This is a genomic window from Bacillus yunxiaonensis, assembly GCF_037104695.1.
In the GTDB taxonomy this organism is placed as follows: Bacteria; Bacillota; Bacilli; order Bacillales; family Bacillaceae_G; genus Bacillus_A; species Bacillus_A yunxiaonensis.
The window spans coordinates 1-26,715 of sequence record NZ_JBAWSV010000005.1; the positions used below are offsets into that span (position 1 = coordinate 1).

The following is a 26,715-nucleotide window of genomic DNA, read 5'->3' on the forward strand; positions in this document are numbered from 1 at the left end:
TTTGCTCATTCATCAATGGGAACGGCTTTAGGATTAACGGTATTAAAAACATTAATTGATGATGGTTTAATGCAGGAAGCTTATGAAACGTCACTATATTTAAATGATAAACTTCAAGAAATTCAGAAGGAGAATTCTTATTTTATTAAAGAGGTACGTCACTCTGGGATGATGTTTGGAATTAGTTTGAATGATACGAGTGAAAACGTAAAGAAATTGCAGTTAGAGTTATTGAATAGAGGGATGTTAGTCGATGTCACCCAAGGGAATATCATCCGCTTACTTCCGCCGTATATTATTACGAAAGAAGAGATTGATACATTTGTTAATGAGTTTATTTCTTGTATTCATAGTTTAACAGCTGTAGCAAGTATTTGATTTCAATGTATAATATTTCTACCACAAGGGGTACCGCCACATGCCCATCAACCTAAGATTTTGAAGTATCCCCAAAACGAAAATTTCATCCTTTCATAGTTGTCCATAGAAATTTAGTTCATTTTTTTGTTTTGGGGAAGAATGTATTTCTTAACTTGATAGCGATGTGGTGGGACCCCATTTTTGTTTTGTTAGCTTGATAGCGATGTGACGTGACCCCTGAATAACTGATTCTTCTACCGAGATAATTTCTTTTTGATAAAATATGTGACTTTCTTTCCTTACATATACTTCTTGTAATATAGGATCGAGAAATTGCAAAGAATATCGAGTTCCATATTGATTGGAATGTTGTACATTAACAAATGTTGCTAAGTATCCACATATATTACTTTAAAATAAAGTTTGATCAAACCCCCCCTATTTTGTCTATATAAATTGTTTATTTTTCAATATAGGCATATTTATAAGTGTTAGGACCGTATACATAGAAGCCTTTCAAATATGGACGTTGAAGGTAAGAAGTCCCTTTTTGATATAGAGGCACAACTACAGCATCATTCAACAAGGTCTTCTCAGCTTCTTTCAACACTTCCCAACGTTTTGGCAAATTATAAAGCAAATCTGTTTTAGCGTGATTAATTAAATCATCATATTTTGGATTGGAGTATCCGGTTTGATTAAATGCACCGTTTGTAACGAACATATCCAAGTAAGTCATTGGATCTGGGTAATCAGCTCCCCAACTGGAAAGAGAGATATCATAATCCATAGCCGATTCTAGCTTCAATTTTTGGGCATTAGGTTGTTGTTTAATATTAATCGTTAATCCGCTTAAGTTTTTCTCGAGCTGCTCTTTTAAATTTTCTGCAACCCGTTTAGAACTGTCATCATCGTAATTTAACATCTCTAATGTTACATTTGTGACACCAAGTTCCTTTTTCGCTTTTTCCCAATAATCTTTTGCTTTTTTTATATCAAGATGGCCATAGGTAGAAGTTGTTTTCCGGAAATCTTTCCCATCTGGACCAAAGGCTAATTCCTTAGGCACTAAATAATCAGCAGGTACAGAGCCATTGTTTAGAATTACATCTGCAATTCCTTTTTTGTCGATGCTTAAGCTAATTGCTTTTCTGGCATTAGGATTTGCTAACACTTTATTTTTTTCATTCAAACGTAAGAAGTTTGTTCTGCCATTCAAATAAGTTTTCAGGGTTGCATCATTTTTGTATGTACTCACTAATTCACCGGTCAAGTCTACACGGTCAATTTGCTTTGCGGTGTATAAGTTTACTGCGGTAGAAGTATCTTTTACGACATTAATATTGACTTCCTGCAGTTTCACTTTATCTTTATCCCAATAATTTGGATTTTTTACAAGCTGAAGGTTCTGCTCATGATTCCATTTTTTTATGATGAATGGACCATTATATAGTGTAGCATTTGCTTCTAAACCATATTTTTTCCCTTGTCCTTCCACGAACTTTTGATTTAATGGATAGAAAGTTGTAGAAGAAACTAAATCAATAAAGTATGGAACCGGATTCTCCAACTCAACTTGCAATGTATGATCATCAATTGCTTTAACACCTAGTTCATCTACTGACAGCTGCTTTTCGTTAATTTTTTTCGCATTTTTCACATCATATAGTAAATATGCGTATTCTGCACCTGTTTCTGGATTTACAGCACGCTTCCAAGCGTAAACAAAGTCTGCGGCCGTAATAGGATCGCCATTGGACCACTTTGCATCCTGAAGTTTAAAAGTATACGTCTTTTTATCTGGGCCAAGTGTATAGGACTTAGCTAGGGCTGGTTCCGGCCGATTATTTTTGTCCACGCGATACAATCCCTCGAATACGTTATTCATGGCAGAAATCGATACAGAATCTGTTGCCAAAGTAGAGTCTAAAGTGGAAATTTCCGCTGTTTGCGTTACATTTACAACCTGTTTCGTTGGTTTTGATACAGCAACTGTTTTCGTTTCTTCTGATTTGTTACTGCAGGCTGTAGCAAATAAGCTTGTAGTTAGTAGTACAGATAAGGCTGTATATCCTACTTTTTGATTCATCTCCATACTCCCCTTCATACATAATATATTGGCTAGATGAAAACTTTTCTTTGTTTTACCTTTGAATAAAACAAAGGAAATTATGAAAATAGTATAACAACTTAATTATCATTGTATTCCGATATAAAAGCAAGGATTAATATATAAATCTAAGTTAGCGAATGGACAACACTCTTTACCTGCTTCTTGAGGTTCGACCGCATACCTATCAAGCCAAAAAAACAGGTCACTCCATGCCCATCAACCTAACAGAACAGGTAGCCCCCAAAACGAAATTTTTATCTCTTGACAGTTATTTCTGTAAGTTCAGCTCGTTTTTTTCGTTTTGGGGTAGTTTATTTGCGTTAAGTTGATGGCGATGGGGTCACCATATCAAAAAAAGAAAATTGTACGTTTAGACACAAAATTGACACATTTCGATTAGTTCCCTGTACGTTAAGGAATTAGTTTGTATATTTGAGGAGATGTGCGAGACTGGTGTGAATTTAGGGGGGATCCAATATTTTCTATTCAAATATGATAGAATGGAAATATATCCAAAATGGAGGAACAACAAATGAACTCAAACACAAAACAGTTTATTTATGATATCCAGCAAAGAAAGAACAATTATATGGAAGATGTATTAATAGCAATACAACACCCTCAAAAAGAGCAATCTGAACAAGTCATTCAAAATATAGTAGAGAAGATGGATATGATGATCAGTTTAGTTACTACTTACATGGCTATTGAATCAGAATCTACAAAAGAATTAGAAGAACTTCAGGAAGAACTTATTCATGCTCAAGCATATATTCAAAAACGGAAATTTGAAGAAACACAGAGATAAAACCCTGTGTTTTTACTTGGTGGACTATGACACTAATTTTTTATAAATCTGATTAGATATAATTTGATTATTGTTTTGGCATAATCCATACAATTTGTTGAATGCGTACAATATATGGCATCGTATCTTCAATGAGCAAATGATCTGGTTTCACATCTTTTAACTTTCCTCTTACATTACCTCTTACAGTTTCAATAACCACATGTTTACCAATTACTGATTGTAATGTCTGATATACGTAGGGATTGGGTGCACTTACCATATGTTGTTCACTCAAGTTATTTCCTTCCGAATAACTCATTCTATAAGACTCCTTTCTAACTTGCATTCTTTCTCCTAATATATGATATAAATCTTATCAATATGCTAGAAGGATAATTCATTATAGGAACGGAAATAACATTTTAATAAGGTACGGTTTCTATTTCTACATTGCTAAAAAAATGATTTATATAAAGTTACTTTTACTAGTTAATAGGAGATGATATAGGGATATTTTGAATGTACACCTAGGTTGTTCCTTTTAGGATATGTATCATTTTAAATACGCCCTTTATTAGAATAGCGCTCATACTTTTTTTGAGATTCTTTCGTAATACGTGCGTTAAGTAAAATTGCTAACAATAAAAACACTCCATATTTTCCCCCTGTAGCTCCTATGATAATCACACTACTATAAACAAGTACAATTAATAGGATAAACGAAACTAAATAAATACGATCATAATTCTTTGACATCTTCTCGTATTTTATGCGTTCTTTCCTTGCATCCATCTAAATTCCTCCTTTAAATGATCCATTTCACTCTCAAATAAATCTCGCCCTTAAAAAGGAAACAATCTATCGTTTTAAATAATTAGTTTGTTTTTTTATCAACTAATTTATATAACGTAAAAAGAAATCCTACCAATATTAAGCTTTCCACCATGATAATCCTGACCCTCTCCTTCCTCTTAACCCCAACACATCAGATAAAAGTTATGTATATCCCATATTAGCTGCAACAAACAAAAAGGATCATCCCTTTTTGTAAAGGATCATCCTTTTCTTCGTTCATTCAACAATTTTTAGGTATTCTTGATTAATTAAAATAACAGCCGGTCCATTTACAAGAATTCCACCAACTTCAATTTTTTCATAAGATTCAATCTTAATAGAAGTAATTCCTTTCCGCTTCTTTAACTCGTTACTTAATTCTTGCGTTGGCATGCGTTTCATATCTTCACTCCTTCTTATTGTTCCATTTAATCTTATTATGTTAAATAAATTGTAAAAATGGGTTCTAGTTCTAGAAATCCCATCATTTTTTATCGTTGACCATATATTTAGATGTTACCAACTCGCGCATCTCTCTTATGAAAAGAAGATAAATAATTACTATTCATTGTCTCAGTAATTGTAAAAAAATTCTTAAAGATAGAAATGCGATTGATTGTTTTTTCTTCTAGAAATAATGACTTAGATAGTATATTACCTAAAACAATGAAAGCCCTACCTCTCTTTCATCCTTACGGCTCCTTGTCCGTGCCAGTGTGAATCAGGAGTACAAAAATCAAGTGACTATTTAATCGAGTTATTTGATGAAACTTCGAACGATCGTAAAAGAAATTTTATAATAAAAATGGATTAGATTGAAGTAATAACAAAAGAGGTTCCTACTCTAAAAGTGAATTGAAGAAATTGAATGTCTTTGAAATGATTTGCTTTTAATACTCATCACATTCCCGAAAAATTCAGGATGTTTTCGGGTGATATAATACATTATCTATAATGAACCTTAACAGAAACTTTTTATTTGATTTTCAGTAATTCCTTTAATTAATTCTAGTTCACTGACCAAAAATTTATATGCATCATCCAACAATTTTTTTTCGCTTGTATTCAGTTCTTTTTCTTTCTTCATACGCATTAAATCGCGTACAACTTCAGCACCTTCTTGTATTTCACCCGTTTTTATTTTGTCTGTGTTCACTTTATGTCTTTGTTTCCACGGCAGTAATTTACAGGATTCTTCATGCTGAAAAATGTGTATAATGTGCTTTAATGCAAGTATATCAGTAACTGGGCGTATATTCGAATTCAATATTTTATCCGTAGGAATCATGACTTGCATATTACTGATCGACATTTTTATGACATAATACTGTTGTTTTTCCCCTGAGAATTCTTTTTCTTCTATGGCTTCAATTATACCTGCTCCGTGCATTGGATAAACAATGTTATCGCCAATTTGAAACATATAATCCACCTCCATATATGGTAACCTTCTTAACTTTAACATATACGTTATTTTTTATCAAATATTTTATAATATCATAAAATCATTTTTACCGTCAACTACTTTTGACAAAAATTAAATTAAGTAAAAAACGCCCCCAAAACAATAGGGAGTGTGTCAGATTTCCCATAAAGGGAAGGGGAATTTCCCCGCTTATATTCTGAAATCTCTACTCATTAACGTAGATCAGTTTTCCCTTGAAAACGACCAAATCGATCCCGTATTTTTTTCAATCTTGTGTGGTACTCCAAAATCTCAATTCTTGCTTTTTCAGCTAGGGGTGCAATTGGTCGTAAATCTTTTAACCCCCAATAATCAACTACTACATCAAGTACTTGATCAAAATATTGTAGTGGCCCATAGTTAGCTTCTTTTGCAATCACAGCCATTCTATTTTCAAAATCAGGCATGACTGCACCTGGCATTTTAAAATTCATAATCACATTGGCAATATGATAACAATAATTAGGTTCCAATTCCAAATGTGTTCGAATCACGTCTCGATAAAACGCATAATGAAGGGTTTCATCTTTTGCAAGACGGCGTAATAATGTAGCAAGATCTGGATCATGCTTACTTGCAACCTTAGCTACATTATTGTAAAACACCATCGTTGCAAGTTCTTGTAGCGTCGTATACGTCATGGCTTCGATTGGCGTGTGAAAATCAGGCTCAAATCCACCTTCAACGACTGACTTTCTTAATTCATGTAATCGTTTAGGATTCACGCTTCGAGTAAGTAGTAAATATGTCTCCAACAAATTCGAATGTTGATCCTCTTCTGAAGTCCAAGTATGAATAAAGTCCGTAATAACAGAAAGGGACCCTTTAAAAGTTGCAGATAAATACATTGTAAACCATGGTAAATTCACTTCTGTTAATAAAGCTGTTTCAATGGCCGTAATTACACCAGAAGGAAGTGCAACCTGACTTTCATCCCAAGGAACTCTTTTAAAGTCCATACCCTTATCCCATGGTAAAAACTCATGATAACCCCAATCTATCTTCTGTGCTCTTATTTTATGTTGTTCATACAGTTCTTTTAAGCGTGGTTCTAATCGGAAATCTAAATCATTTGTTAGCATATGTAAGTGCCTCCTTTTCTTATCATAGATAGTCATTCTATAATTACATTCGTTTTTATCTTTTAAAATTTCTTTAAATAGATATTACTTTCCTTTTTTGGGGTTCAGCCGCATGCCTATCAACTTAAGAAAAGTAAACACCCCAAAAACGAAAAAAAGCTAACTTCTCAAATAACTAACTGTAGAAAAAGGAAATTTTTATTTTGGGGGTACTTCAAAATATTAGCTTGATAGCGATGCGTCAGCACCCCATGCCCATCAACTTAAGAAATTCTTGGTGCCCCAAAACGAGAAAAATGAATTTCTTTGCTATAAAAGACAAAAAATTTTCGTTTTAGGGATACTTCAAAATATTAGGTTGATGGACATGGTGTACCGCCAACATTTTAACGAAAGTATACGCTAAGCAAAATCCGACATGAGAAAACGTTGATTTTACTACTCTAAACGATATCGCCAGTAGGTATTTGAGTCAAATGCACTTCAATGTAAAAGGTGCTGAAAAGAGCTTAATTAGTGTCTCAAAACTCATCTTTAAATCAAATTCTCAATTCAACTCGTGTTATAGAGTTTTGAGAATCCCTTAGCGTATAAAAATGTTACAATGTGCGTCCTCCCCCTTATTGAACGGAGGAATCTTTACCGCAATAATTACAGCACAAACAAAAAAAGCCGCATTTGCGACTCATGGACTTATAGAACTAACGCATGCGTTAGTTGAATTACTTACCGTTTAATCGCATCAACAATTAGCGATGGAAAACCAAGTTTATCTCCTTGATTTCTAGAATCATACCTTTTTGAACGGAAAATAACACCATCGTTCGCATCCCATTCGTTGTAATAAAATTGCCCATTTTCATCACAATATTCAAGTAAAACTACTTCAAATCCAGCAGTTTCAAACATTTTCGTTAATGTTTTATAATTATGAACTATTTTATGGCTTGCAGCTGGATGGTCTTTAGGTCCAGGTCCGCCTACTTTAACTATATTTTGGTAGGTTTCATCTGGAAAAAATGCATCAGGGACGCCACAACGAATATGACCTGATGGTTTTAAAAATTCATAACAAATTTTAGCTGCTTTTACACCTTCTTCAAAAGTAAGATGTTCCCATACATGCTCAGCTAAAATAGCTGAAATGGAGTTATATTCAAATCTTTCTTTCCAGGTAGTTTCAACTAATAAGTTAAGTTCATCTTCTTGAGTTTGAATCCAACCTGGATTATTGTTAAATGCTCCAGCTCCAACTACTACTTTAATTTCGTTTTGTTTTATTACCATCACTTTCACCTCATAAGAACCTTAATTCATTGATAAATAAATTCGACAAAATTATCCAAATTCCTTTTACATATATGATCCTTATAGAATGGTATTTTTAATTCCCATCATTTTCTATAGTGAGCATGGCCTGGCCTACTACTCCCACTCATTAATAATTCATATAGGATAAAACGAGGTTTACAATCCACACGAAAACAATTAGCCAAATACTAATAATAAGAAATCCTGTTATCCAATTCTTAGGTTTATTCATAGATGATTGTCCTTCTATCTTCCTTTTACAATCCTCTAATACTTCTTCAGGGATAAGCTTTAACGCCAAGTATACGCCTAAAGGAACAAGAATGAGATCGTCAAGATACCCTAAGATTGGAATGAAATCCGGAATTAAGTCAATAGGGCTGAAAGCATAAGCAACAACAAGCATTGTAAATAACTTAGCATACCAAGGGACTCTTTCATCTCGATATGCCAAATACAGCACAAGAAGTTGTGTCTTTAAATTTTTAGCCCATTTTTTCATTTTCTGTATAGTTGATAGCCCTTTTTCTGTTTGAATTTGTTTATTTTGACTCAAAATATCTCCTCTTCTTTTCATTTTTTGTAGTTTTCTATTCTCAGAGAAAGCTTAATATTAGAGATTCCTCTCTTTCTCCCAATCTGTTTTCAAAATGGAATAAACTAAAGCATCATTTGAATGATGCTCTTGATAAATATAACCTCTCAATAATCCTTCTTTCTGAAAACCTATTTTCAATAATAAATGAGATGATGCCTCATTTTCAGGATAGGTAATAGCTCCGATACGAAATAAATCTAATTCTTGAAAACCATATTTTAAAACCGCTTTAACAGCTTCAGATGCATATCCTTTCCTCCAAAAAGAAGGATGAATATCGTAACCAATTTCAGCTCGTTTACTCCAAAGTTGTAGATTATTAAAACCTACTGTACCGATAAAATCATTTATCTCCTTCACAACGATTCCCCAGCGAATCGCACGCTTTTCTTGAAAATTTTTCGCAAAAGAATCAATCATTCTAGCTGCCTGTTCTATCTCTTTAAAGCAATTCATGCCATAGTAACGCGTTACCTCTTCAAGTGAAAAGATATCATATATATTTTGGCTATACGTTTGATTTATCTCAATTAAACTTAGACGGTCGGTTTCTAGAGTTGGGAATTCCATTGAAATCCTCCTTTATTCTGCTTTTCATTGATTATATCAAAACTATTTTTTATTTCTAAGATAATTCAAATAACAATAAAGCGTATCCTCTAAAAACAATTAAAAAGAAAATGAAGGAATATGTATTTACATAGTGGAATGTATTATTAAAAAAGAACGGGCGTTAATATAACCACAGAGAATGTAATACAATGACTCTAAAAACATGGCCTCAAAGACCTTTTATAAATAATACGGCTACAGTTAAAAAGGAATCTATTGGCTATGCAGAGGTGATTATAGTTGTGAAAAATCGTATCAGTAATTATACTGGAGGAATTTCGTCTGTAGGTATTTTTTCACTTTCGATAATTTTCCTTTATCTTAACCCTTATACTGCGGAACCACCCAATCAACAAACTATTTTTAGTGTTTTCATTATGCTATTACTTCCTTCTTGTTTAGCATTAGTTGCACTAATCATGAGAAGACTAATTTTAATGAGTATTTTTTTCACATGGTTGTTACCAGCTACTACCTATTTAGGCATCGCTGCAATTCCAAGTATTTGGAATTTATATATTATTCTTCTAATCATCTACCTTATTTCTATCTTTTTAGTAAAAGCTGATAAGTAAAAATCATTGCTACTGCCTTCACAATTCAGAACTTGAGCTCTAGAACATCTATACATATTAATCAGCTATTGTTGCGAACCATTCACTAATAGTAATATTGCTCGAAGTTCTGTTTTTTATCCGTATGAATGAAGTATGTTTTAATATAAATTAACTCTATTGCATATGGAGGACAAAAATGAAAAGAAAGAAATTATATATAGGTATCTTTATAAGTATAGGATTAATCATGTTCTTAATTATTCTTGGCAATTCGCTAATCGGTTCCCTGAATCATGCAAAATTAGATGGAAAATCAGCACCAGTACCTACTATTAAATTAAACGGTAGTAGTATAGATCACATATATGAGAATTTTTGTTGGAATGAAGATTGTAGTCAAATAAAGCATAACCCTCCTAGTATCCCAACAACTGATGTAAAAAGTGGTGATCATATAGAAATTTCATGGGGAAAATTTAAAAAGAATCCCAATAAGGTTATCCTGTACAATATTATGACAGGAGAAACCATTATTTATCATCTGAAGGATACAGATATTGAAATAGTTGTACCAAAACAAGCAAACCCTTACCAATACGATGTATTATTTCAATGGTATATAGGTAACGGTAATGAACTACGCGGGGAATCTTCCTTAAGTTTTAAAGTCAAAGCAAGTTAAATATAAAATAAAAATTGCATTGGAGAAATCCGCTGCAATTTTATTACGTTTTGGAGTTATTACAAATACAATGCCATCATAACATTATCTGCATATTGTCCATTCTTAAATTTAATTTGCCGCTTCTCTCTCCCTTCTTCTTTAAAGCCTATTTTTTCATAAACGTTTATCGCTCTTTCATTTGTTGATAAAACCCCTAAACAAATTTTCTCTATGCCATCTTGTGTTTTTGACCAATCTATTAATTGTAAAAGCATTTTTGTTCCTATACCTTGATTACGATAATTATCTAAAATCCCTATTCCAAATGAACCGGTGTGATTTAAGCGCTTCATTGAGTTTCTAGTAAACACTAAAAAACCAACAATACGTTCACCGTCTTCTGCAACAAATGTTACACCTCCCTGTTGACTATTTGTAATGATTTTCTTTCTCTGCATTTCAATATCTACATGAAATTCTTCACTTGTAACTAGAAAAAATTCATTTTGAGAGATAATGCTTTTTCGAATATATAAAATGCCTTCTGCGTCTTTTTCTGTTGCCTCTCTTATGAACAATCCAATCCCCCCAATATTATTTATCTACATATTCAATTTGGCTTTTTTACATTCCTCTGTACCTTTTTATATTAAATTCTTTGGAATGTATTCTTTTTGGACAACAACTCCTATGAATCACCAATTACATGTTCATCTATATATCCTTCCTCCATATTCCATGCATTCCCGCATTCCGATTCCCTATTACATCATTCTCTAGATGATGGTCTATTCATTTTGCAAATGAGGAAACTGATATAATAGATAAAACTGAAATTATTTTAAAAATGATAATGTCATTGCTACGGAATTATCTATAAATGAGCGTTCAGGACGAGATTTCATCAACACAGTAAGTCCGATTAATGAAGCGACGAGTGTCTGTGCTAAAGTTTTAGCATTTAGGCTGTTTCAAGTTCGCCTGAACGAATACCTCGGACAATTGTTTCTACTAATATTTATGAAAACTTTGGATGGAACGGAGTATGTCTATTAGGCGGCTCTGTCAGTGCTTTGGCCCTTTTGTTTTGGTCACTAACCGTGCGTCTGACGGAGCAGATTAGGGAAAAATAAAGGGTAGTAGATACAATACATATATATTATCTATTACCCTTTTACTCTTGTTAGGAAACCGGAAAAGATATAGAATTAACCCCATTGCAAGCTAAAGAGTTGATATACCATAGTAGATTAGCAACAACTACATTCGTGGGATAATACTTTAGCGAAAGAAACCCTTGCTATTTGCGACCAAGTTTGAGTTATTACTGAACAGAACAAGCAGTCATTTAAAGCAGCTAAGCATCAACATAAAGAATTACAAGGGATAAAACTTAGAACAGAAGATATAATTGTTACTATCGGAAATAAGTGGAACAAGAATTTGGATTTTGGATTTTGACCAGCAATAGCACTACCTTATTTTGATTCACAACCAGAAGCTTCTTTAAAAGGGGTTCCTTTATACAAAATTAAGCCTAAACTTATGAAAACAGAATTTGATAAATTGCTAAATTATCTAAAGTAAATTTAGAGGATTAGGTGTCTTGTTATATGATAAGATACTTAGTCCTATTGTTAGTTATTAAGTGTGAGTAATATAAGAGATGCTTTAGAAGTTTTATAAGTTAAGAGTTGTCATATTGCAGTTATTCCTGTTCCCTAATCACCCAGTACATCATAATCAGCCTGAAATGTGTTCGTATATATTGTCTAATTTTTTACAGACTGTGTAAGCTGCTAGTCGAGAAAGCTAACTTTTGGGTATAATAATAAAGAAATTTATCAATTTATAGTATCGGTTAGGAGCTCAGTAGATATGAAAACAGTTGTTGTCGTAGGTGGAGGTATTACGGGACTCTCTACTATGTTTTACTTAGAAAGATTAAAAAAGGATTACAATATAGATTTAAAATTGATCCTTGTAGAAAAAGAGGAATATTTAGGCGGGAAAATTCACAGTGTAAAAGAAAATGATTTTATTATGGAAATAGGAGCAGATTCAATTGTTGCTCGAAATGAAAATGTGATGCCCCTTGTAAAAGAACTGAATCTAGAAGATGATATGGTATATAACGAAACTGGTATTTCTTACATTTATTCAGAGAATACGTTACATCCTATTCCCGCCGATACAGTATTTGGAATCCCTACAAGTGTAGAGTCGTTGTTTAACAGTACGTTAGTCTCAGCGAAAGGGAAAATTATTGCACTGAAAGATTTTATTACTAAAAACAAAGGCTTTACGAAAGATACATCGCTTGCTTTATTTTTAGAAAGCTTTTTAGGAAAAGAATTAGTTGAGAAGCAAATTTCTCCTGTCCTTTCAGGGGTATATTCTGGTAAATTAAATGAACTTACAATGGCATCTACATTACCATATTTACTTGACTATAAAAATAACTACGGCAGTATTATTAAAGGGTTTGAAGTGAACAAAAAACAATTCCAGGCAGCTGGAAATAAAAAGTTTTTATCGTTCAAAGGAGGACTCTCTACGATTGTTAATCGGTTAGAAGAGGTGTTGACTGAGACAGAAATACGAAAAGGAGTAACAACGACGAATGTAAGTAGAGTCGGTAATGGGTATGAAGTTTCTTTTTCGAATCAAGAGAAACTAAAAGCGGATTATATTATTTTAGCTACTCCTCACGATATTGCACAAGCAGTATTAAGTTCTGCCGAATTAAACAGTGATTTCAATAAATTCAAAAATTCATCTCTTATTAGTATTTATTTAGGATTTGAAATACCTGATAATCAATTACCGGCAGATGGGACAGGCTTTATTGTTTCAGGAAATGGTAATTTATATTGTGATGCTTGTACATGGACAAGTAGGAAATGGAAGCATACATCAAATAAACAAAACTTATTAGTAAGAATGTTTTATAAAAGTTCAAATCCAGCATATGAAAAGATTAAAAATAATAGTAAAGAAGAATTCATTCAAGTTGCTTTATCTGATATTAAAAAAAGTCTTGGAATTCAGGGTGAGCCGCAGATTGTTGAAGTTACAAACTGGAAAGACTTAATGCCAAATTATCATTTAGAACATAATCAGGCAGTTCAATCTTTGAATGAGAAATTGTCAGCTGCTTTTCCAAATGTTTACTTAGCTGGTGCTTCATATTATGGTGTAGGCATTGGAGCTTGCATAGGGAATGGAAAGAATACGGCAGATAAGATTATGAAAGCATTACATAATTGTTCGGAGTAATGCCACCTTTATCCCGCATTAACGGGCAGTAATACTCCCACCTCAAAATTCGGCGAAAGCAAAGAAGTTAGGCGGGAGATAAACTGCCCTCCACTAAGGTAATAGGTTAGAATAATTCGTTTTATGCCTATGTATGACTAAATAATCCAATATTCATCCACTCTTTCTTATTTCTATCCCCCTTAATTTTAAGCAACACCGTAGGTTCGCGCTTCCCATTTCCTGTAAATTCGACAGTAAGTTCACTGACTCCTGTTAAAAAGAAGACGCCGCATAAAAAGAGTCAAATTGTATACATAGTTAATTCAAGAATCATTATTTTGATTCTTTCACTTTCACATGCATACTTCCCATCACATTCACGCCATTTTTTAAAGTTAGTTTTACATCCCCTGCTTCTTTAAACGTATAAGGAGACAGTTCATAAATTTCTTTTATTTTAAATTTCTGATTCAAGTCTTGTATAGATCTAGCCGTAAGCAAAGACATTTTAGGTTCCCAAACTTCTTCTTTTCCAGATGGATACGTGATGAACATTCGAACATCTGCTGGGTGAATATCTTTCCAAAGTATTATATACATTTGCGTTTCTTGCCCTTTTTTAATCAATGTATCCGAATAATACCCTAACTCTCCAACGTTTCCAAAAACAGTATATTTCTCATTGTTTACTGTAATATCAATAAACGGGAGTTTGTATGTCATTTTATGATATATTCCGTAAGCTATACAAAAGATAGAAATAATCGTAAGTCCTAGAAGAAATTTTTTCAGTTGTTTCCCTTGAAAACTTACCATCATAACTGAATTTGGAGCGAATTTTTCTGCTAATAAAAAAACAAGAATCACAATTAAAATGCCAATCCCAATAAAAATATACATACAATTCCCTCCCGCTTGATATATGTAAATTGCACCCCTTATAACGCTCTTTCACACCGCCCCCTCGTTTTCCTTCCTTACTACTATAAAAATTTTGAAAGTGAAGCAACTCACTCTTCTACAGCGATTCAATATTACTTACAAGATGTTTTCTGTGAAATAATATATATATGAGGAATCTTATGAAATTAGAAAAGAGCAGGCCGTTTATGTTTGAAGAGGATAAACATAATAATTTTTAATCCATTAAAAAATGGAGCCATAATACATACAGCTCCATTTTTCATATATACTATTCATTTATAGTTTTAAAATGTTTCTAATACGATTTTCCCAATCGTACTTCCTGTTTCAATCATCGCATGCGCTTTTCTAATATTAGCAGCGTGAATTGGTGATAATGTCTCGTTTAATGTTGTTTTAATCGTATTTTGCTCAAGCAATTCACTCACTTGATTTAATAAAAGGTGTTGGTTAATCATATCTTCTGTATAGTACATAGGTCGTGTGAACATGAATTCCCAAACAAATGTAGCACTTTTACTTTTTAATAAACCTAATGCTAATGGTTTCTCATTTTCTACAATCGAACAAATTCCCCCTTGTGGTTTGATTACTTCTGCCATACCGTTCCAATGTTGATCCGTATTATTTAGGCAAAGAATATAATCAACTTCTGCTATTTCAATCTGTGACAATTGTTCTTTAAATGCTTTATGGTGATTGATTACATAATCAGCACCTAAGCTTTTAACCCAATCTTTCGTTTCATTTCGAGAAGCTGTTGTAATGACGTTAAGACCTGCCCATTTCGCTAATTGTATCGCAATAGAACCAACACCACCTGCACCGCCAATGATTAAAATATTTTTTGATCTGTTCTTTTCCTTATTATTAAAATCAATTGCTAAACGTTCAAACATTCCTTCCCACGCTGTAATAGCTGTTAAAGGTACAGCAGCTGATTGTGCGTGGGTTAAATTTTTCGGTTTTGTTCCAACAATTTTTTCATCTACTAGATGATATTCACTATATGTACCAGGTCTTGTGATACTCCCTGCATAAAAAACTTCATCACCCGGTTGAAATAATGTACAATCTTCTCCAACTTCTACAACAACGCCACTAGCATCCCATCCAAGTATTTTCGGCTCTTCTTCTTTTTTATCTTTTGGCGCTCGAACTTTTGTATCAACGGGATTAACAGAAATCGCATGAATTTTAACGAGTAAGTCTCTCCCTTTCGGTATAGGTCTTGGTAATTCAATATCAATCAAACTATTCTCATTTTCAATCGGTAAATATTCTAATAAGCCAATTGCTTTCATGTTCATTTCCTCCATTTAATACAATTTGTCTTCTCCTTGCATTATAAATTGCAAAATTAAATTATGTAAGAAGGCACATTCATGTAGTATAGTATCATTAGTGTTACTGTTACCATCAATAAATATTACTATGGAGTGCTGTCTTTATGAGGAATAGAAAAAGCGGTTATGGTTGCCAGGAGGGTTGTCCTGTTGAAATAACACTTGATGTTATCGGCGGAAAATGGAAAGGTGTTATTTTGTATCATCTATTAGATGAAAAAAAGCGTTTCAATGAGTTGCGGAGATTAATCCCCGGCATTACACAACGAATGTTATCTTTACAATTAAGCGAACTAGAAAATGACGGAATTGTACATAGAAAAGTTTACCCAGAGGTTCCCCCTAAAGTAGAGTATTCTTTAACTGAATTCGGAAGGACACTAGAACCGATTATTGTCCAAATGAGGAACTGGGGAAAAATGTACAGATCTCGGTTAGTGGAAAAATCAGAAACACTATCATAATAACTGTTTAACCCACATGTTTTCTTGTAACAGTATGATATTTTTTTAGCACATATACACTGGGAATCAATCAGTGACAATAGAAAATTAAATTGAAATAGGAAGCTGAATTATATCAGCTTCCTATTTTTAGCGTGAAATAAATATTTATCAAATCACTTTGTCCCAGTTATCTAGTAATAATAATTAAGTATAGCTACTTGTCTAATTGCTTCAATTCTAAGGACATTCTAATAAAGGTAACTGGGAATTCCTGAAACTTGTGATTAAATTCCTTTTCGACTTGAAATCCCTTTGACCTGTAAAACAATAAACTGCTTTCATTTCTTTTTAAGACATGTAGTGATAGTTTATTTAATGGTTCTAGTATTCGCGTCCCTTCCTGCATTAACTTTGACCCAATCCCTTTATTTTGATGATTAGGATGTATGTAGATCGATTCTAACAATGCTCCCCCGTTTTCTTGTTTCTTAGAGAAAAAAGCATAACCAATTATTTTTTTCTCTTCCTGCGCGACTAGCATTATCGAATTATCAAATCTATATTGCATCGTCTCAAGAGAATAAGCTTCTTCCAATGTCTTTTCTTGAATATCTAAAGGTAGGATATGTCCATATGCATCCTGCCAAGTTATTTTTGCTATTTTCTTTACTTCCTCTGTATCGCTACTATTCATTTTCCGAATAATATAACTCAAATTTTTCTCCCCTTACTTTAAGGAATTTGATAATCGTTTCGTAATTAAATGACATAAATGTAAATCTCCACTATCTAAACTCCTTGAAGTGTATTAACTATGGATAACAACTCTTGTAAATTATCGATTACATGTTCATCTGTATACAAATTTCCCCAAAATGCATCCTTCTTCCATATTGCATGCATTCCTACATTCCGAGCTCCTACTACATCATTCTCTGGATGATCACCTACATATACACTTTCTTCAGGACTGACACCTAATCTTTCTAAAGCTCTTAGGAAGATTTCAGCTTCAGGTTTTTTAAGGCCTTCTTGCTCTGAAACTAATATGATATCCATGTACTTATCAATCCCTAGAGCACGAATATTCAGTAACTGGAATTCAGTGAATCCATTTGTAATCATACCTAATAATATCCCTCTATTTTTAAGCTCTTGTAATACGTGCTCCATGTTAGAAAAAGGAATACAGTGATGTTGAAAGTTGCTTATGTAATCCTCTAACAGCTGCTCCCAAGTTAAACTAGAGATAACATATTCTTGGAGTAATTGCTTATATACTTTATCTTTCCAAACATAGCCTTTATTATCTAATTCAATAAATCGATTTACATATAACTCTTCAGGCACATGTTTTAGTTCATTGATGTACCTCTTATATTGATCTTTAATGAAGAGTTTAAGAGAACTATCTCTATCTAATAGAGTTCCATCTAAATCGAAAATAACAGCTTTAACCATTCTTTCTCCCCCTTACTTAAGCGATTGTTACACATCTGATTTTTGAAGAATCCATCCCGTATTCTGGCTCCATTTATCCACTTCTCTAAGAATCTCCCAAATTAGAGGATCTTTTGGCCTTTTATGGTTGCCTTAATCATTATTTCTCTGATTGGAATATATTTTAGAAAATCAAGCATACACCAATACAAAATTAAATTGAAATAGGAAGCTGCATTATATCAGCTTCCTATAATTTTAAAAAATATATTTAATATTAGCTCCCCACATGTTTTTGTGACGAAATTGAAGGCTGACTAGAATTTTCTTGTTTTGTGATGGGAGTTACGAAAATTGGATTTCTTTTAAATAACACACTGACTGTATATGCAACGATTACATTTAATATAAGAGCAATAAGACCGATATTTATATTGTAAATACTAATTTTTCCTATACTCATTCCAAGTACCGCCACATCTCCGACAAGAATACCTGCGGCAATTCCAATTGGAGTAAGTTTACGGATAAAGAAAACACCGATAAACCCTGGAAGAATCTGTCCAAATCCATAATAAGCTGTATTAACAAGAGATATCATTAAGCTAGGGGCAAAAATCGTTATAGCCATAGATAGCAGTAAGTATAAGATGACTACAGCTTTAATTGATTTTAGCTGCGCTTGTTCCGATATATTCTTTATAAGATTACGAGAAACTAAAGCACCAATAACAAGGCTAATCATAGATAGCACTACAATGCCTGATAACACTGCTCCTGCTGCAATAACGCCAATTAACCATGGAGGCAGCAGAGAAATTGCCGTAGCCATAAATGCACTGTTAGGTTTGTCTAGATTTGGTATTGTGGCCAGAGCAAAATACGAGATGATGATTAAAAACGGAAACATAAACATATAGAGCGGCATAACAATCTGTGCTTTTTTTATCGCTCGTTCAGAACGGCCAGTAAAAAACACACCTGTAACATGAGGAACTGCATAAAATGCAAATGCTTGAAAAATGATAGTTGAAATTGCAAAGTTCATATCCATTGGTTTGTCAACTTTGACTAAAGCCCCCTGTTGTTTCGCCATTTCAAATAGGTGGGACACACTGCCAACCTTGTGTAAAACTGCTCCGCCTACAATCACAATAGCAAGAAACATCAGGATATCTTTTACGATAGAAATAATAGCCGGTGCTTTGACGCCTGATACCGATATGTATATATAAGCCATAACTCCAGCGATAATAGTCGCTATAGGAGCTGATAAGTGAAACCCCAGTGCATTTAAAGAAACAACCAGCCCTTCGAATTGTAATTGAGCCCATGGAATTAAAAAAATGAGTGCTGTTATCGTAACAGTCAATTCCAAACCTCGATGCGAGTAATGACCTTTAAAAATATCCGCTATGGTCATAGCACCGTACTGCTTACCGGCCCTCCAAATTAAAGGTGCAAAGAAATAGCCGACAGCATAAGCCAATAAGATATACCCTAAAAACCATATTCCATAACTTGGCCCTTTTGCATATACACCACCTGGAAATCCTAAAATAGTACCTACACCGTAGATTTCACCCACAGCTAAGAAAAATAACAATATAGCGTTAAATTTTCGGCCTCCTACTAAATATTGCTCTACGCTGAGTTGCTCACTCTTCTCTCTTGAATATACAGCATACAGAATAGTAGAAAGTATGATAACAGAAAAAATAATTAGTGACATACGATATCCCCCTTTTCTATAAATCCCCCTTCAGATTATGACGATCATACAACATCCAAGATAACCAAAGACAAAGCGAGGTAAGCGGCAGCCATAGAAAAATCCAAAAATAAATGATTGGGAACCCCATGATGCTTATATCAGATGATGCAATAAATGGTAAGACACCAACAATAGCTGCAAACGGAATGATCATTCCAATAAGAATACTGCTGAACTTCATAGTGTACACCTCCTTTCAAAATAATATAACAATTTATAGAATTATCATTTTCTACATAAAATGGTAATTTCCTTTTTTGATTAAAAATTAATAACAATGAATATAGATCAAAACATACAAAAGCACGGCCGAAAAGAAAAATCGGCCGTGCTTTTTATAAAGTCATAACTTACCTTACACGATTTTGGTGATATCGAAACATCACGAAACATAAGAAGCCAAGTGATGCTAAAAATAGGGAAAATAGCACATTAGTGCGAATTAAGATTATAGGGACCTCGTCCATCTTCTTGATAGATTAAATAAATAAGCAGTTTTCTTCATTTTGAATTCTAAAATCTATGTTTCTTATTTTTTTACCACTCCAAAAGTAATTTTCATACTTGGAGCGTAGATTAAAGAGGAATTAATATTAAATGCTTTAGAAAATCGTAGTTCTGCTTCATACTGATCCTGTGCTTCAGTAAATGTAGCCCCTCGATTTATTAAGTTCTCAATAAACTCGTTCCTTTCAGTAGAAACTGCACCTAATCCTTCTTCTTTGAGTGAATCATATAATCTCTGTTTATCTGTTTCGTTTATATTAGAGTCAAGAAAATTAACCTTATCACTAACTCGGCAATCAATATTTTTTACCCCTAATTCGCTCATATAGGTCGGTAACTTAATCCCGATGTTTCCATCTTTTCCATTTCGTTTTGTATCTTCTTCAAACAGTTTTTGAAGAAACCCAAGCTGAATAATTTCTGATTGGTCGTGTTTGTTAAGGTTGTACGAAGACATATTGGAAATCCAGTGCGGTTCAAAACATATGATATTACCTTCATCAATGACTGAATGAATCATTTTCTGCAGCATTTTTATCGGATCAGCCATATGTAATAAAAATGCATGACACACCGCTATGTCATACTTACTCTCTAATTCAATTTCAGTACTATCAGCTTCAATAAATTCAGCTTCATATGGAAGGTCCTGAAATAGACTCTTTGCTGTATGAATCAATTGCTGTCCTTTATCAATGCCTGTATACCTTGAACCTAACGGCAACAGAGGTAACAGTTTTAGTCCTAAATATCCATATCCGCATCCAAAGTCAATAATATGTACGGGTTTAGAAATTTTCCAAACTGAATTCACTAAAAATCCTAAATAGTCATCGTTATAATACAAATCTCTTGTATTCTTTAAATAATCCAACTTATGATCCCAATAATAATCTTCCAATATAACAAGCTCCTTTCTCCATTTTTAGTTAGTATTTTGAGTTAACTTAAGTCACAAAAGCAGAAATTCATTTCAGTAAAGTTTTATCCTTCATCTACGAATGGTTATGTTCTCTTTAAATTCCCTTTCCTTTCTTCTGTTGAATACCGCAAACAATATACCAAGACAGAAAGAACCTATAAAAGATGAGAGATCTCAATCATCCACGCCCTTATCAAAAAGTAAGACTAAATAGAGGAGATTTTAGTTGTACACTATATATATTCAATTAACATAACCTACCATTTTATGTATAATTAAATGGTATATTTCGGAAACCACACGGATTGTAATCTAAAAAATGGGTCAAAAGAATAGGAGGAGTATTATGACTCGTTGTACAAATTGTAAGGCGAAATGGAAAGCAAAAGATGTATGGTCTCTTTTTTTTCAAAACGATGGTAAGGATTGTCCGTATTGTAATCAAAGACAATATATTTCAGCCGAAACCTTTCGTTTTTCAAGTGAAATTTTACGTTGCCTCTTTTTATTACTTTTTCCTTTCTTCGTTGAACTAAGCAATAAGAGCCCTTTAGAAGACTTTAAGAAAAAATAATATAGATTTACCCTGTTTTATCTCCCCTTCTCTTTTAATATAAAAAGATTAACTAAAACATGCTCTTATTTAGTAAGAAAAAACGTATCTTTAATTTCACTAAAAACGGGAGATTATGGTGAAAAAAATCTTAATCGTAAGAAAATCAAGAATGCCACTTCCAGTAAATGTCTTAACGTAGAAAATGTGATATTTAGTTGAATGTACCTCTAATATAAGACTAAACAAAAAAATGAGAGTATGTATAACAACCCTCACATCTGAAAGCAAGTTCTATTCAGCTGTCTTGTTACGAAACTTTCGTATATCTTTCATAATAAAAAGGACAGATATGAAAACAACAGTATCACAAAGAAGCATTAAAAACATATTAAACATCGAGTTCCCTCTTGTTGATGCTATGGCACCTCCCAATCCAAAAAAGAGAAGCAAAGAGTTAGACGGATATAGATAATTCCTATGTATGATAACAAATACAACACTAAATATGACTAATATATATGTAATGTATTTCAACACTTCTACCAGTGCTTCCATTACTTACTCACCCCATCCAATTCCTTTATATTCCATTTTATCATGTAATACACAGAAAAAATATATTGTATTCATGTGAAGTTAACGTAACAGCTCATTAAATTACTTCCCTATTTTGTAAACAATCATTTACAATAAACAGAGAAAAACGTTTATTTTATTGAAAAATAGTAATATAATATTTACTAAATTGATGAAGGAAGAAAATAATGGCTGATAAAGATTTATTAAACGAATACTTGAATCTCTTAATAAATATGTTTGGAACTTTCAAGTTATTATCCGAAAAATCATCGGAATTTACGCATATAGAACAGCACGTAGTTGAATATGTTTCCCAGCAAGGTAAGCCTGTAAATTTGAAAACGATAGCTCATGATTTAAATATACCGAAGCAACAACTCAGTGTAACAGTACGTAACTTGGAGAAAGATGGCTATATAACTAAGAAACAAGATGATTCAGATAAACGAGCAATTTTAATTTCGCTAACAAAAAAAGCAGAAGATGTGCAACATGAACGATGGAAACAGATATATAACAATTTCACAGATAATCTTAAAAAACTATCAGATGAAGATCGACGTGACTTGTTGTACGGATTACATAAAACAAATAGAATGCTATCAAAGATGGCTGAGGATAATTAATCATGAAGTAAAGAGAATGTGTTTCGATTATTGGAATTGGACACAAAATCCCTTACGTAAGAATAGGCTGAATTTATTTTCACAAATAGCACTATTATTGATTTATCTTCTAGTACAACAGGATTTCTGATACAGCAGTTTGAAACGGAGGATTTTTATGGTGAAAATGATAGATTTACAATCTGTTCAAGGTACTATGCTCATCCCCCTTTGGGGACGTGCTAGTGGCAGCGAGAAGAATCCAGAAATTTTGGATGACAAGGAAGCTATTAACATTATCAAAGGATGTGATTTTGATTTTGCCGATATAGCCAAAACTTTTGGTGAATACGGCGGGATAACCTACATCGTTCGTGCTCGCAAAATTGATGACACAATCCGAAATTTTATCACTAAGCATCCTCGAGCCACCATTGTGAACATCGGCTCTGGGTTAGATACCACTTTTTCAAGAATCGACAACGGTACGATCAATTGGTATAATCTCGATTTGCCCGATGCAATAACTTTTCGTAAAACTTTAATAGCAGATTCACCGAGAAATGTCAGCATTGCCAAATCTTTTTTTGATATTTCATGGTTTGACGACATTAAATTTAATAAGGATGATGGAATACTCTTCGTCTCAGCAGGAGTTTTTTATTACTTTCAGGAAAGTCAACTTAAAGAAATGTTTTCCGCCATGGCACAGCGCTTTCCTGGTGGCGAATTGTATTTCGACGCGGAATCAAAATTTGCGCTTGGACTTTCAAACCGCACAGTTAAAAAGTCTGGCAACAAAGGTGCCATAATGTACTTTTACGTCAATAATCCAAAATCTATGGAAAAATGGTCGCCAAAAATAAAGGTATTAAGCTGTGAATCGTTCTTTAAAGGAATACCTACAAAAAAACAATGGGAAAGCAGCACACGCGTAATGGTACGAATTGTTGATTTGATAAAGATGCTGAAATTCGTCCATCTACGCTTTGAGGACAGATGAAAGTAACCCCGGAGACCTAATAAGATTACAAAGTATGAAAAATGCCAGTATAATTGACGGAATATTGATAATGGAAACAATGAAAAACATGGCTCTTTGCCATGTTTTTTGTCATAAATATCTTTTAGGGATATCGATTTGTCTAATTGAATATATATTATGGAATCATTCATCAAAAAGGGGATATATGATGACGTTATCAAAACTGATTCAAACCTTGTCATTATTAAGTGCTGTAGCTGTTCTTGTTGTCTCTGTTTATGGTTTTATCACTGAATCAATCAGCTCCAATATTTTAATGATTCTACTATTTGTAATGACCGTACTTCAAGCAGTGAGAGCTTATCAAATAAAACAAAAAGCTACATTTATGCTTACCTTTTGGGTGGCTATATTTATACTCCTTGTATTAGGAAAAATATACTTCTTATGATACAAAAATGAAGCCTTTAGTAAAGGCTTCATTTTTATTAAGTTAGAATTTTAGGGGGATGACAATGAATGATATACAAGTGATGGTATGGCTTTTTCCAATACTTTTTATTTTTCACGATTTTGAAGAAATAATTTTCATACAACCATGGATAAGGAAAAATAGAGGCTATTTATGTGAAAGATTTCCTACGTTATCAAAAAGGTTATTACCTCATTTTGATAATATTACAACATCATCTTTCGCCCTTGGAGTGGCAGAAGAATTTATTTTAATTAGTATAATTACAATTTTTTCCTATGCAATGAATTGGTATAGCTTATGGCTAGGTTTGTTTATTGCATTTACTTTACACTTAGTAATACATTGCTTTCAAACATTGATCATACGAAGATATGTCCCTGCTATTATTACAAGCATTATTTGTTTACCTATCTGTATTTATATCATTAAGCATATAGTACAGTTATTCCCATTAGATACTATTGTCTTGTATTCAATTTTAGGCTTTATAATCATGGTGGTCAATTTAGCTATCATTCACAAAGTTATGGATATATTCAACAAATGGTTAGCTCAATATGAACAGTAAAACATCACTCCAAACATAAATGAAATATCAGTTCTTTATGAATCCTTAAATAATTCCATACTTTCTTAGAGCAAAGTCGATTCCATCTTCACTTGACTTTTTCGTGACAAAATCTGCAACTGCTTTTAATTGTTCATTGCCATTTCCCATAGCAATCCCAAGTCCTACTAACTCCAACATGTCTATATCATTTCCTCCATCCCCAAACGCAATAGCCTCTGATTGATCAATGTCAAAATACTGTAAGACACTTTTGATAGCTAGAGATTTAGATACTTCTTCTTGTAATACATTTAAAACAAAAGGATGCCATCTGCTAAACGTTAAATGTGGGAACTTGTGAATGTATTTCTCTACCGTTTCATCAGTAGCATACAAACACATCAAATAGACCTCTTGATTATGAATATGTTTATCTATAGTTGGATAAGCATTCAATGACAACGTTTCATTTAATGCTGTTAGTATTGCTTTATCTTCTACACCGTTCATACTAAAATCTTCTGTAAAGAATGACAGTCCGTTATTCTCGATATATGCAAATTCAACCACTTCTCGAATAATGTTTTTATCCATTGGTACTTTATAAAGAACTTCTTGATTGTACTTCACATAAGCTCCGTTTGCTGTGATGAACGTGTCTACTCCTAATTTTCTTATTTCATCGCACATGGATAACGGCCTTCCTGTTGCTGCAACCACCCTTAACCCTTTATTTTTCAGTGCTTTTATAGCTTCTTTCGTACTATCTGAAATACTACCATTTTCATGGTGTGTAAGAGTTCCATCAACATCAAAAAATACAATTCTATAATCCATAAGATAACTCCCTTAAAAATTAATAAGTAAATCAAACGATAAGTAACTAAAAATAAAAAATAATCTAAAAGTTATACACTCTAATAATATAAGCTTAGATATCTTAATTAGCAACATTTCTAAAGGTAAGAAAAACATGAATCATTGTGAAATAAAATTAACGTCTGATTTTCTAACAGACACACATCTCATTCTAAATTTTTATTATTTCTCTCTATTAAAGATAATTGTTGATATTTCAAAAAATAGAAAAGGACCAACATGTTTTAAATATATATAAGGACATTTAGTTACTGAAAAATAAAGCCTGTATCAATGATTACCAAGTAATCATTGATACAGGCTATTTTAGTCCTAATGTAACTAACGCATGCTTTAGTTTAATAAGAATTTTTTATTTCATTTAAAAATACACTACTATCATATATCCATTGTTTTTGATGCCAATAAGTCATCAGATATACTTCCCATTTAGAAGCGATCTTACCGAGCATTGTTTTCAGATTTGTCTGAGTGAAATCTTCAACGATTGGGCTCCACAGATATAAAGACCATGTATATTTTAACTATTCTGTATTTTCTTGGAAAATTATAAAAAAGGAGGCTATACTAATGAGTAAAAAAGAAATGTTGCAAAATGGAGTCAAGCAAGTTTTTTACGAAGAAGAATGGTACCCACCGATATCAGAAGCGTTAAAGAATCTTACCGCTGCACAAGCATGTTGGCAACCAGAAGGAAAGGCCAGTAATACGATTTGGGAAAATGTAAACCATTTACTAACCTTTAAAGAACGCTTACTTTCCCGCTTACATCAAGATGACACATTTGTTGCTCCACAAAATAATGATGACACGTTTGTCCAAGGTGGACCTAATGATGATGATGCTTGGCAACAAACAGTGAAGCGAACACTTCAAGTACATGATGCCTTACAATCTTCATTAACATCCCTTCAAGAAGCAGAACTGGATGAACCAAGTCCTTCTCTACCAGTTTGGCAACAATATCTTAATATCCTTTTGCACGATGCTTATCATACAGGACAAATTGTACAACTTCGCAAACTCCAAGGTTCATGGCCAGCTCAGCGTTCATATTTATAAACGATGATTAAAATTGCT

The 26,715-nt window shown here is 33.0% G+C and carries 30 protein-coding genes and 1 pseudogene; 12 read left to right on the top strand and 19 right to left on the bottom strand.

The features are described 5' to 3' along the window. The coding region (locus WAX78_RS14810; protein ID WP_336483036.1) for an aminotransferase class III-fold pyridoxal phosphate-dependent enzyme at window positions 1–378 on the top strand (378 nt) is incomplete at its 5' end. Between the two features lie 442 nt (window positions 379–820). Here WAX78_RS14810 and WAX78_RS14815 read toward each other — a convergent pair. Then, entirely contained in the window at window positions 821–2,455 is a 1,635-nt protein-coding gene (locus tag WAX78_RS14815) for a peptide ABC transporter substrate-binding protein (RefSeq protein WP_413789156.1), read from the bottom strand. 550 nt (window positions 2,456–3,005) lie between these two features. On the opposite strand from WAX78_RS14815, the gene WAX78_RS14820 reads away from it, so the two are divergent. Next, the gene (locus tag WAX78_RS14820; protein ID WP_336481107.1) at window positions 3,006–3,281 is read left to right on the top strand and encodes a hypothetical protein; all 276 of its coding nucleotides are present in this window, start codon (window positions 3,006–3,008) and stop codon (window positions 3,279–3,281) included. Between the two features lie 67 nt (window positions 3,282–3,348). On the opposite strand, the gene WAX78_RS14825 is transcribed toward WAX78_RS14820, so the two are convergent. The 8 genes from WAX78_RS14825 to WAX78_RS14860 all read right to left on the bottom strand — a co-directional run bounded on the left by WAX78_RS14825 (window position 3,349) and on the right by WAX78_RS14860 (window position 9,123). After that, window positions 3,349–3,582, bottom strand: coding sequence for a YuzF family protein (locus WAX78_RS14825; protein WP_026591141.1), 234 nt, complete (start codon window positions 3,580–3,582; stop codon window positions 3,349–3,351). 239 nt (window positions 3,583–3,821) lie between these two features. Then, window positions 3,822–4,055 carry a hypothetical protein gene (locus tag WAX78_RS14830; RefSeq protein WP_336481108.1) on the bottom strand — a complete coding sequence of 78 codons (234 nt, stop codon included), beginning with the start codon at window positions 4,053–4,055 and terminating at the stop codon, window positions 3,822–3,824. Between the two features lie 279 nt (window positions 4,056–4,334). Continuing rightward, window positions 4,335–4,499: a BC1881 family protein gene (locus WAX78_RS14835; RefSeq protein WP_253629179.1), complete on the bottom strand. Its 165-nt coding sequence runs from the start codon at window positions 4,497–4,499 to the stop codon at window positions 4,335–4,337. A gap of 559 nt (window positions 4,500–5,058) precedes the next feature. Beyond that, a complete protein-coding gene (locus WAX78_RS14840) occupies window positions 5,059–5,520 on the bottom strand; it encodes a CarD family transcriptional regulator (protein WP_336481109.1) in 462 nt (153 codons plus the stop codon). 215 nt (window positions 5,521–5,735) lie between these two features. Beyond that, the gene (locus tag WAX78_RS14845; protein ID WP_336481110.1) at window positions 5,736–6,644 is read right to left on the bottom strand and encodes an acyl-ACP desaturase; all 909 of its coding nucleotides are present in this window, start codon (window positions 6,642–6,644) and stop codon (window positions 5,736–5,738) included. A 726-nt stretch (window positions 6,645–7,370) separates the two neighbouring features. Next, complete coding sequence (locus WAX78_RS14850; RefSeq protein ID WP_336481111.1) at window positions 7,371–7,931, bottom strand: class I SAM-dependent methyltransferase; 561 nt, start codon at window positions 7,929–7,931, stop codon at window positions 7,371–7,373. A gap of 151 nt (window positions 7,932–8,082) precedes the next feature. Continuing rightward, window positions 8,083–8,511, bottom strand: a complete 429-nt coding sequence (locus tag WAX78_RS14855) for a YkvA family protein (RefSeq protein WP_336481112.1) — start codon at window positions 8,509–8,511, stop codon at window positions 8,083–8,085. 57 nt (window positions 8,512–8,568) lie between these two features. Next, window positions 8,569–9,123, bottom strand: coding sequence for a GNAT family N-acetyltransferase (locus WAX78_RS14860; protein WP_336481113.1), 555 nt, complete (start codon window positions 9,121–9,123; stop codon window positions 8,569–8,571). 191 nt (window positions 9,124–9,314) lie between these two features. Between WAX78_RS14860 and WAX78_RS14865 the strand changes: the two genes are divergently transcribed. Continuing rightward, entirely contained in the window at window positions 9,315–9,740 is a 426-nt protein-coding gene (locus tag WAX78_RS14865) for a hypothetical protein (RefSeq protein ID WP_336481114.1), read from the top strand. A 178-nt stretch (window positions 9,741–9,918) separates the two neighbouring features. Continuing rightward, window positions 9,919–10,404: a hypothetical protein gene (locus WAX78_RS14870; protein WP_336481115.1), complete on the top strand. Its 486-nt coding sequence runs from the start codon at window positions 9,919–9,921 to the stop codon at window positions 10,402–10,404. A 59-nt stretch (window positions 10,405–10,463) separates the two neighbouring features. On the opposite strand, the gene WAX78_RS14875 is transcribed toward WAX78_RS14870, so the two are convergent. Then, window positions 10,464–10,964 carry a GNAT family N-acetyltransferase gene (locus WAX78_RS14875; RefSeq protein ID WP_336481116.1) on the bottom strand — a complete coding sequence of 167 codons (501 nt, stop codon included), beginning with the start codon at window positions 10,962–10,964 and terminating at the stop codon, window positions 10,464–10,466. Window positions 10,965–11,222: 258 nt separating this feature from the next. Beyond that, a pseudogene (locus WAX78_RS14880) lies at window positions 11,223–11,404 on the bottom strand (TetR/AcrR family transcriptional regulator); the annotation flags it as partial. A gap of 860 nt (window positions 11,405–12,264) precedes the next feature. On the opposite strand from WAX78_RS14880, the gene WAX78_RS14890 reads away from it, so the two are divergent. Further along, window positions 12,265–13,665 carry a protoporphyrinogen oxidase gene (locus WAX78_RS14890; RefSeq protein ID WP_336481117.1) on the top strand — a complete coding sequence of 467 codons (1,401 nt, stop codon included), beginning with the start codon at window positions 12,265–12,267 and terminating at the stop codon, window positions 13,663–13,665. Between the two features lie 315 nt (window positions 13,666–13,980). Here the strand turns inward: WAX78_RS14890 and WAX78_RS14895 are convergent, their stop codons facing one another. Further along, window positions 13,981–14,547: a hypothetical protein gene (locus WAX78_RS14895; protein WP_336481118.1), complete on the bottom strand. Its 567-nt coding sequence runs from the start codon at window positions 14,545–14,547 to the stop codon at window positions 13,981–13,983. 308 nt (window positions 14,548–14,855) lie between these two features. Beyond that, window positions 14,856–15,875 carry a zinc-binding alcohol dehydrogenase family protein gene (locus WAX78_RS14900; RefSeq protein WP_336481119.1) on the bottom strand — a complete coding sequence of 340 codons (1,020 nt, stop codon included), beginning with the start codon at window positions 15,873–15,875 and terminating at the stop codon, window positions 14,856–14,858. A 146-nt stretch (window positions 15,876–16,021) separates the two neighbouring features. Between WAX78_RS14900 and WAX78_RS14905 the strand changes: the two genes are divergently transcribed. Next, the gene (locus tag WAX78_RS14905) at window positions 16,022–16,381 is read left to right on the top strand and encodes a winged helix-turn-helix transcriptional regulator (protein ID WP_336481120.1); all 360 of its coding nucleotides are present in this window, start codon (window positions 16,022–16,024) and stop codon (window positions 16,379–16,381) included. 196 nt (window positions 16,382–16,577) lie between these two features. Here the strand turns inward: WAX78_RS14905 and WAX78_RS14910 are convergent, their stop codons facing one another. From WAX78_RS14910 to WAX78_RS14930, 5 genes are all read right to left on the bottom strand, one after another. After that, window positions 16,578–17,078 carry a GNAT family N-acetyltransferase gene (locus WAX78_RS14910; protein WP_336481121.1) on the bottom strand — a complete coding sequence of 167 codons (501 nt, stop codon included), beginning with the start codon at window positions 17,076–17,078 and terminating at the stop codon, window positions 16,578–16,580. 74 nt (window positions 17,079–17,152) lie between these two features. Beyond that, window positions 17,153–17,824, bottom strand: a complete 672-nt coding sequence (locus tag WAX78_RS14915; RefSeq protein ID WP_336481122.1) for an HAD family hydrolase — start codon at window positions 17,822–17,824, stop codon at window positions 17,153–17,155. A 256-nt stretch (window positions 17,825–18,080) separates the two neighbouring features. Beyond that, window positions 18,081–19,535, bottom strand: coding sequence for a sodium:solute symporter family protein (locus WAX78_RS14920; RefSeq protein ID WP_336481123.1), 1,455 nt, complete (start codon window positions 19,533–19,535; stop codon window positions 18,081–18,083). Window positions 19,536–19,551: 16 nt separating this feature from the next. Continuing rightward, the gene (locus WAX78_RS14925; protein ID WP_336481124.1) at window positions 19,552–19,758 is read right to left on the bottom strand and encodes a DUF3311 domain-containing protein; all 207 of its coding nucleotides are present in this window, start codon (window positions 19,756–19,758) and stop codon (window positions 19,552–19,554) included. A gap of 348 nt (window positions 19,759–20,106) precedes the next feature. Then, a complete protein-coding gene (locus WAX78_RS14930) occupies window positions 20,107–20,985 on the bottom strand; it encodes a methyltransferase domain-containing protein (RefSeq protein WP_336481125.1) in 879 nt (292 codons plus the stop codon). A gap of 367 nt (window positions 20,986–21,352) precedes the next feature. Here WAX78_RS14930 and WAX78_RS14935 point away from each other — a divergent pair, with 367 nt between their 5' ends. The 5 genes from WAX78_RS14935 to WAX78_RS14955 all read left to right on the top strand — a co-directional run bounded on the left by WAX78_RS14935 (window position 21,353) and on the right by WAX78_RS14955 (window position 24,774). Beyond that, a complete protein-coding gene (locus tag WAX78_RS14935) occupies window positions 21,353–21,580 on the top strand; it encodes a hypothetical protein (protein WP_336481126.1) in 228 nt (75 codons plus the stop codon). A 746-nt stretch (window positions 21,581–22,326) separates the two neighbouring features. Beyond that, complete coding sequence (locus tag WAX78_RS14940) at window positions 22,327–22,767, top strand: MarR family winged helix-turn-helix transcriptional regulator (RefSeq protein ID WP_336481127.1); 441 nt, start codon at window positions 22,327–22,329, stop codon at window positions 22,765–22,767. 157 nt (window positions 22,768–22,924) lie between these two features. Next, the gene (locus WAX78_RS14945; RefSeq protein WP_336481128.1) at window positions 22,925–23,749 is read left to right on the top strand and encodes a class I SAM-dependent methyltransferase; all 825 of its coding nucleotides are present in this window, start codon (window positions 22,925–22,927) and stop codon (window positions 23,747–23,749) included. A 190-nt stretch (window positions 23,750–23,939) separates the two neighbouring features. Continuing rightward, window positions 23,940–24,182 (top strand): hypothetical protein, encoded by a 243-nt coding sequence (locus tag WAX78_RS14950; RefSeq protein ID WP_336481129.1) that lies wholly within the window; start codon window positions 23,940–23,942, stop codon window positions 24,180–24,182. Window positions 24,183–24,246: 64 nt separating this feature from the next. Continuing rightward, the gene (locus WAX78_RS14955) at window positions 24,247–24,774 is read left to right on the top strand and encodes an HXXEE domain-containing protein (RefSeq protein WP_336481130.1); all 528 of its coding nucleotides are present in this window, start codon (window positions 24,247–24,249) and stop codon (window positions 24,772–24,774) included. A 45-nt stretch (window positions 24,775–24,819) separates the two neighbouring features. Here WAX78_RS14955 and WAX78_RS14960 read toward each other — a convergent pair whose 3' ends face one another. Further along, window positions 24,820–25,593, bottom strand: a complete 774-nt coding sequence (locus WAX78_RS14960) for a Cof-type HAD-IIB family hydrolase (RefSeq protein ID WP_336481131.1) — start codon at window positions 25,591–25,593, stop codon at window positions 24,820–24,822. Window positions 25,594–26,205: 612 nt separating this feature from the next. Here WAX78_RS14960 and WAX78_RS14965 point away from each other — a divergent pair. Continuing rightward, on the top strand, window positions 26,206–26,697 hold the full coding sequence (locus WAX78_RS14965; RefSeq protein WP_336481132.1) for a DinB family protein: 492 nt from the start codon (window positions 26,206–26,208) through the stop codon (window positions 26,695–26,697). Window positions 26,698–26,715 lie beyond the last annotated feature (18 nt).

What these genes read in the sequence shown, in the direction of transcription:
- WAX78_RS14830 (WP_336481108.1), bottom strand. Translation starts at nt 4,055, where the DNA reads ATGGATGCAAGGAAAGAACGCATAAAATACGAGAAGATGTCAAAGAAT.
- WAX78_RS14895 (WP_336481118.1), bottom strand. Translation starts at nt 14,547, where the DNA reads ATGTATATTTTTATTGGGATTGGCATTTTAATTGTGATTCTTGTTTTT.
- WAX78_RS14950 (WP_336481129.1), top strand. Translation starts at nt 23,940, where the DNA reads ATGACGTTATCAAAACTGATTCAAACCTTGTCATTATTAAGTGCTGTA.
- WAX78_RS14815 (WP_413789156.1), bottom strand. Translation starts at nt 2,455, where the DNA reads ATGGAGATGAATCAAAAAGTAGGATATACAGCCTTATCTGTACTACTA.
- WAX78_RS14905 (WP_336481120.1), top strand. Translation starts at nt 16,022, where the DNA reads ATGAGGAATAGAAAAAGCGGTTATGGTTGCCAGGAGGGTTGTCCTGTT.
- WAX78_RS14890 (WP_336481117.1), top strand. Translation starts at nt 12,265, where the DNA reads ATGAAAACAGTTGTTGTCGTAGGTGGAGGTATTACGGGACTCTCTACT.
- WAX78_RS14860 (WP_336481113.1), bottom strand. Translation starts at nt 9,123, where the DNA reads ATGGAATTCCCAACTCTAGAAACCGACCGTCTAAGTTTAATTGAGATA.
- WAX78_RS14845 (WP_336481110.1), bottom strand. Translation starts at nt 6,644, where the DNA reads ATGCTAACAAATGATTTAGATTTCCGATTAGAACCACGCTTAAAAGAA.
- WAX78_RS14955 (WP_336481130.1), top strand. Translation starts at nt 24,247, where the DNA reads ATGAATGATATACAAGTGATGGTATGGCTTTTTCCAATACTTTTTATT.
- WAX78_RS14915 (WP_336481122.1), bottom strand. Translation starts at nt 17,824, where the DNA reads ATGGTTAAAGCTGTTATTTTCGATTTAGATGGAACTCTATTAGATAGA.
- WAX78_RS14825 (WP_026591141.1), bottom strand. Translation starts at nt 3,582, where the DNA reads ATGAGTTATTCGGAAGGAAATAACTTGAGTGAACAACATATGGTAAGT.
- WAX78_RS14900 (WP_336481119.1), bottom strand. Translation starts at nt 15,875, where the DNA reads ATGAAAGCAATTGGCTTATTAGAATATTTACCGATTGAAAATGAGAAT.
- WAX78_RS14960 (WP_336481131.1), bottom strand. Translation starts at nt 25,593, where the DNA reads ATGGATTATAGAATTGTATTTTTTGATGTTGATGGAACTCTTACACAC.
- WAX78_RS14940 (WP_336481127.1), top strand. Translation starts at nt 22,327, where the DNA reads ATGGCTGATAAAGATTTATTAAACGAATACTTGAATCTCTTAATAAAT.
- WAX78_RS14870 (WP_336481115.1), top strand. Translation starts at nt 9,919, where the DNA reads ATGAAAAGAAAGAAATTATATATAGGTATCTTTATAAGTATAGGATTA.
- WAX78_RS14935 (WP_336481126.1), top strand. Translation starts at nt 21,353, where the DNA reads ATGACTCGTTGTACAAATTGTAAGGCGAAATGGAAAGCAAAAGATGTA.
- WAX78_RS14925 (WP_336481124.1), bottom strand. Translation starts at nt 19,758, where the DNA reads ATGAAGTTCAGCAGTATTCTTATTGGAATGATCATTCCGTTTGCAGCT.
- WAX78_RS14850 (WP_336481111.1), bottom strand. Translation starts at nt 7,931, where the DNA reads ATGGTAATAAAACAAAACGAAATTAAAGTAGTAGTTGGAGCTGGAGCA.
- WAX78_RS14835 (WP_253629179.1), bottom strand. Translation starts at nt 4,499, where the DNA reads ATGAAACGCATGCCAACGCAAGAATTAAGTAACGAGTTAAAGAAGCGG.
- WAX78_RS14820 (WP_336481107.1), top strand. Translation starts at nt 3,006, where the DNA reads ATGAACTCAAACACAAAACAGTTTATTTATGATATCCAGCAAAGAAAG.
- WAX78_RS14965 (WP_336481132.1), top strand. Translation starts at nt 26,206, where the DNA reads ATGAGTAAAAAAGAAATGTTGCAAAATGGAGTCAAGCAAGTTTTTTAC.
- WAX78_RS14865 (WP_336481114.1), top strand. Translation starts at nt 9,315, where the DNA reads ATGACTCTAAAAACATGGCCTCAAAGACCTTTTATAAATAATACGGCT.
- WAX78_RS14920 (WP_336481123.1), bottom strand. Translation starts at nt 19,535, where the DNA reads ATGTCACTAATTATTTTTTCTGTTATCATACTTTCTACTATTCTGTAT.
- WAX78_RS14945 (WP_336481128.1), top strand. Translation starts at nt 22,925, where the DNA reads ATGGTGAAAATGATAGATTTACAATCTGTTCAAGGTACTATGCTCATC.
- WAX78_RS14840 (WP_336481109.1), bottom strand. Translation starts at nt 5,520, where the DNA reads ATGTTTCAAATTGGCGATAACATTGTTTATCCAATGCACGGAGCAGGT.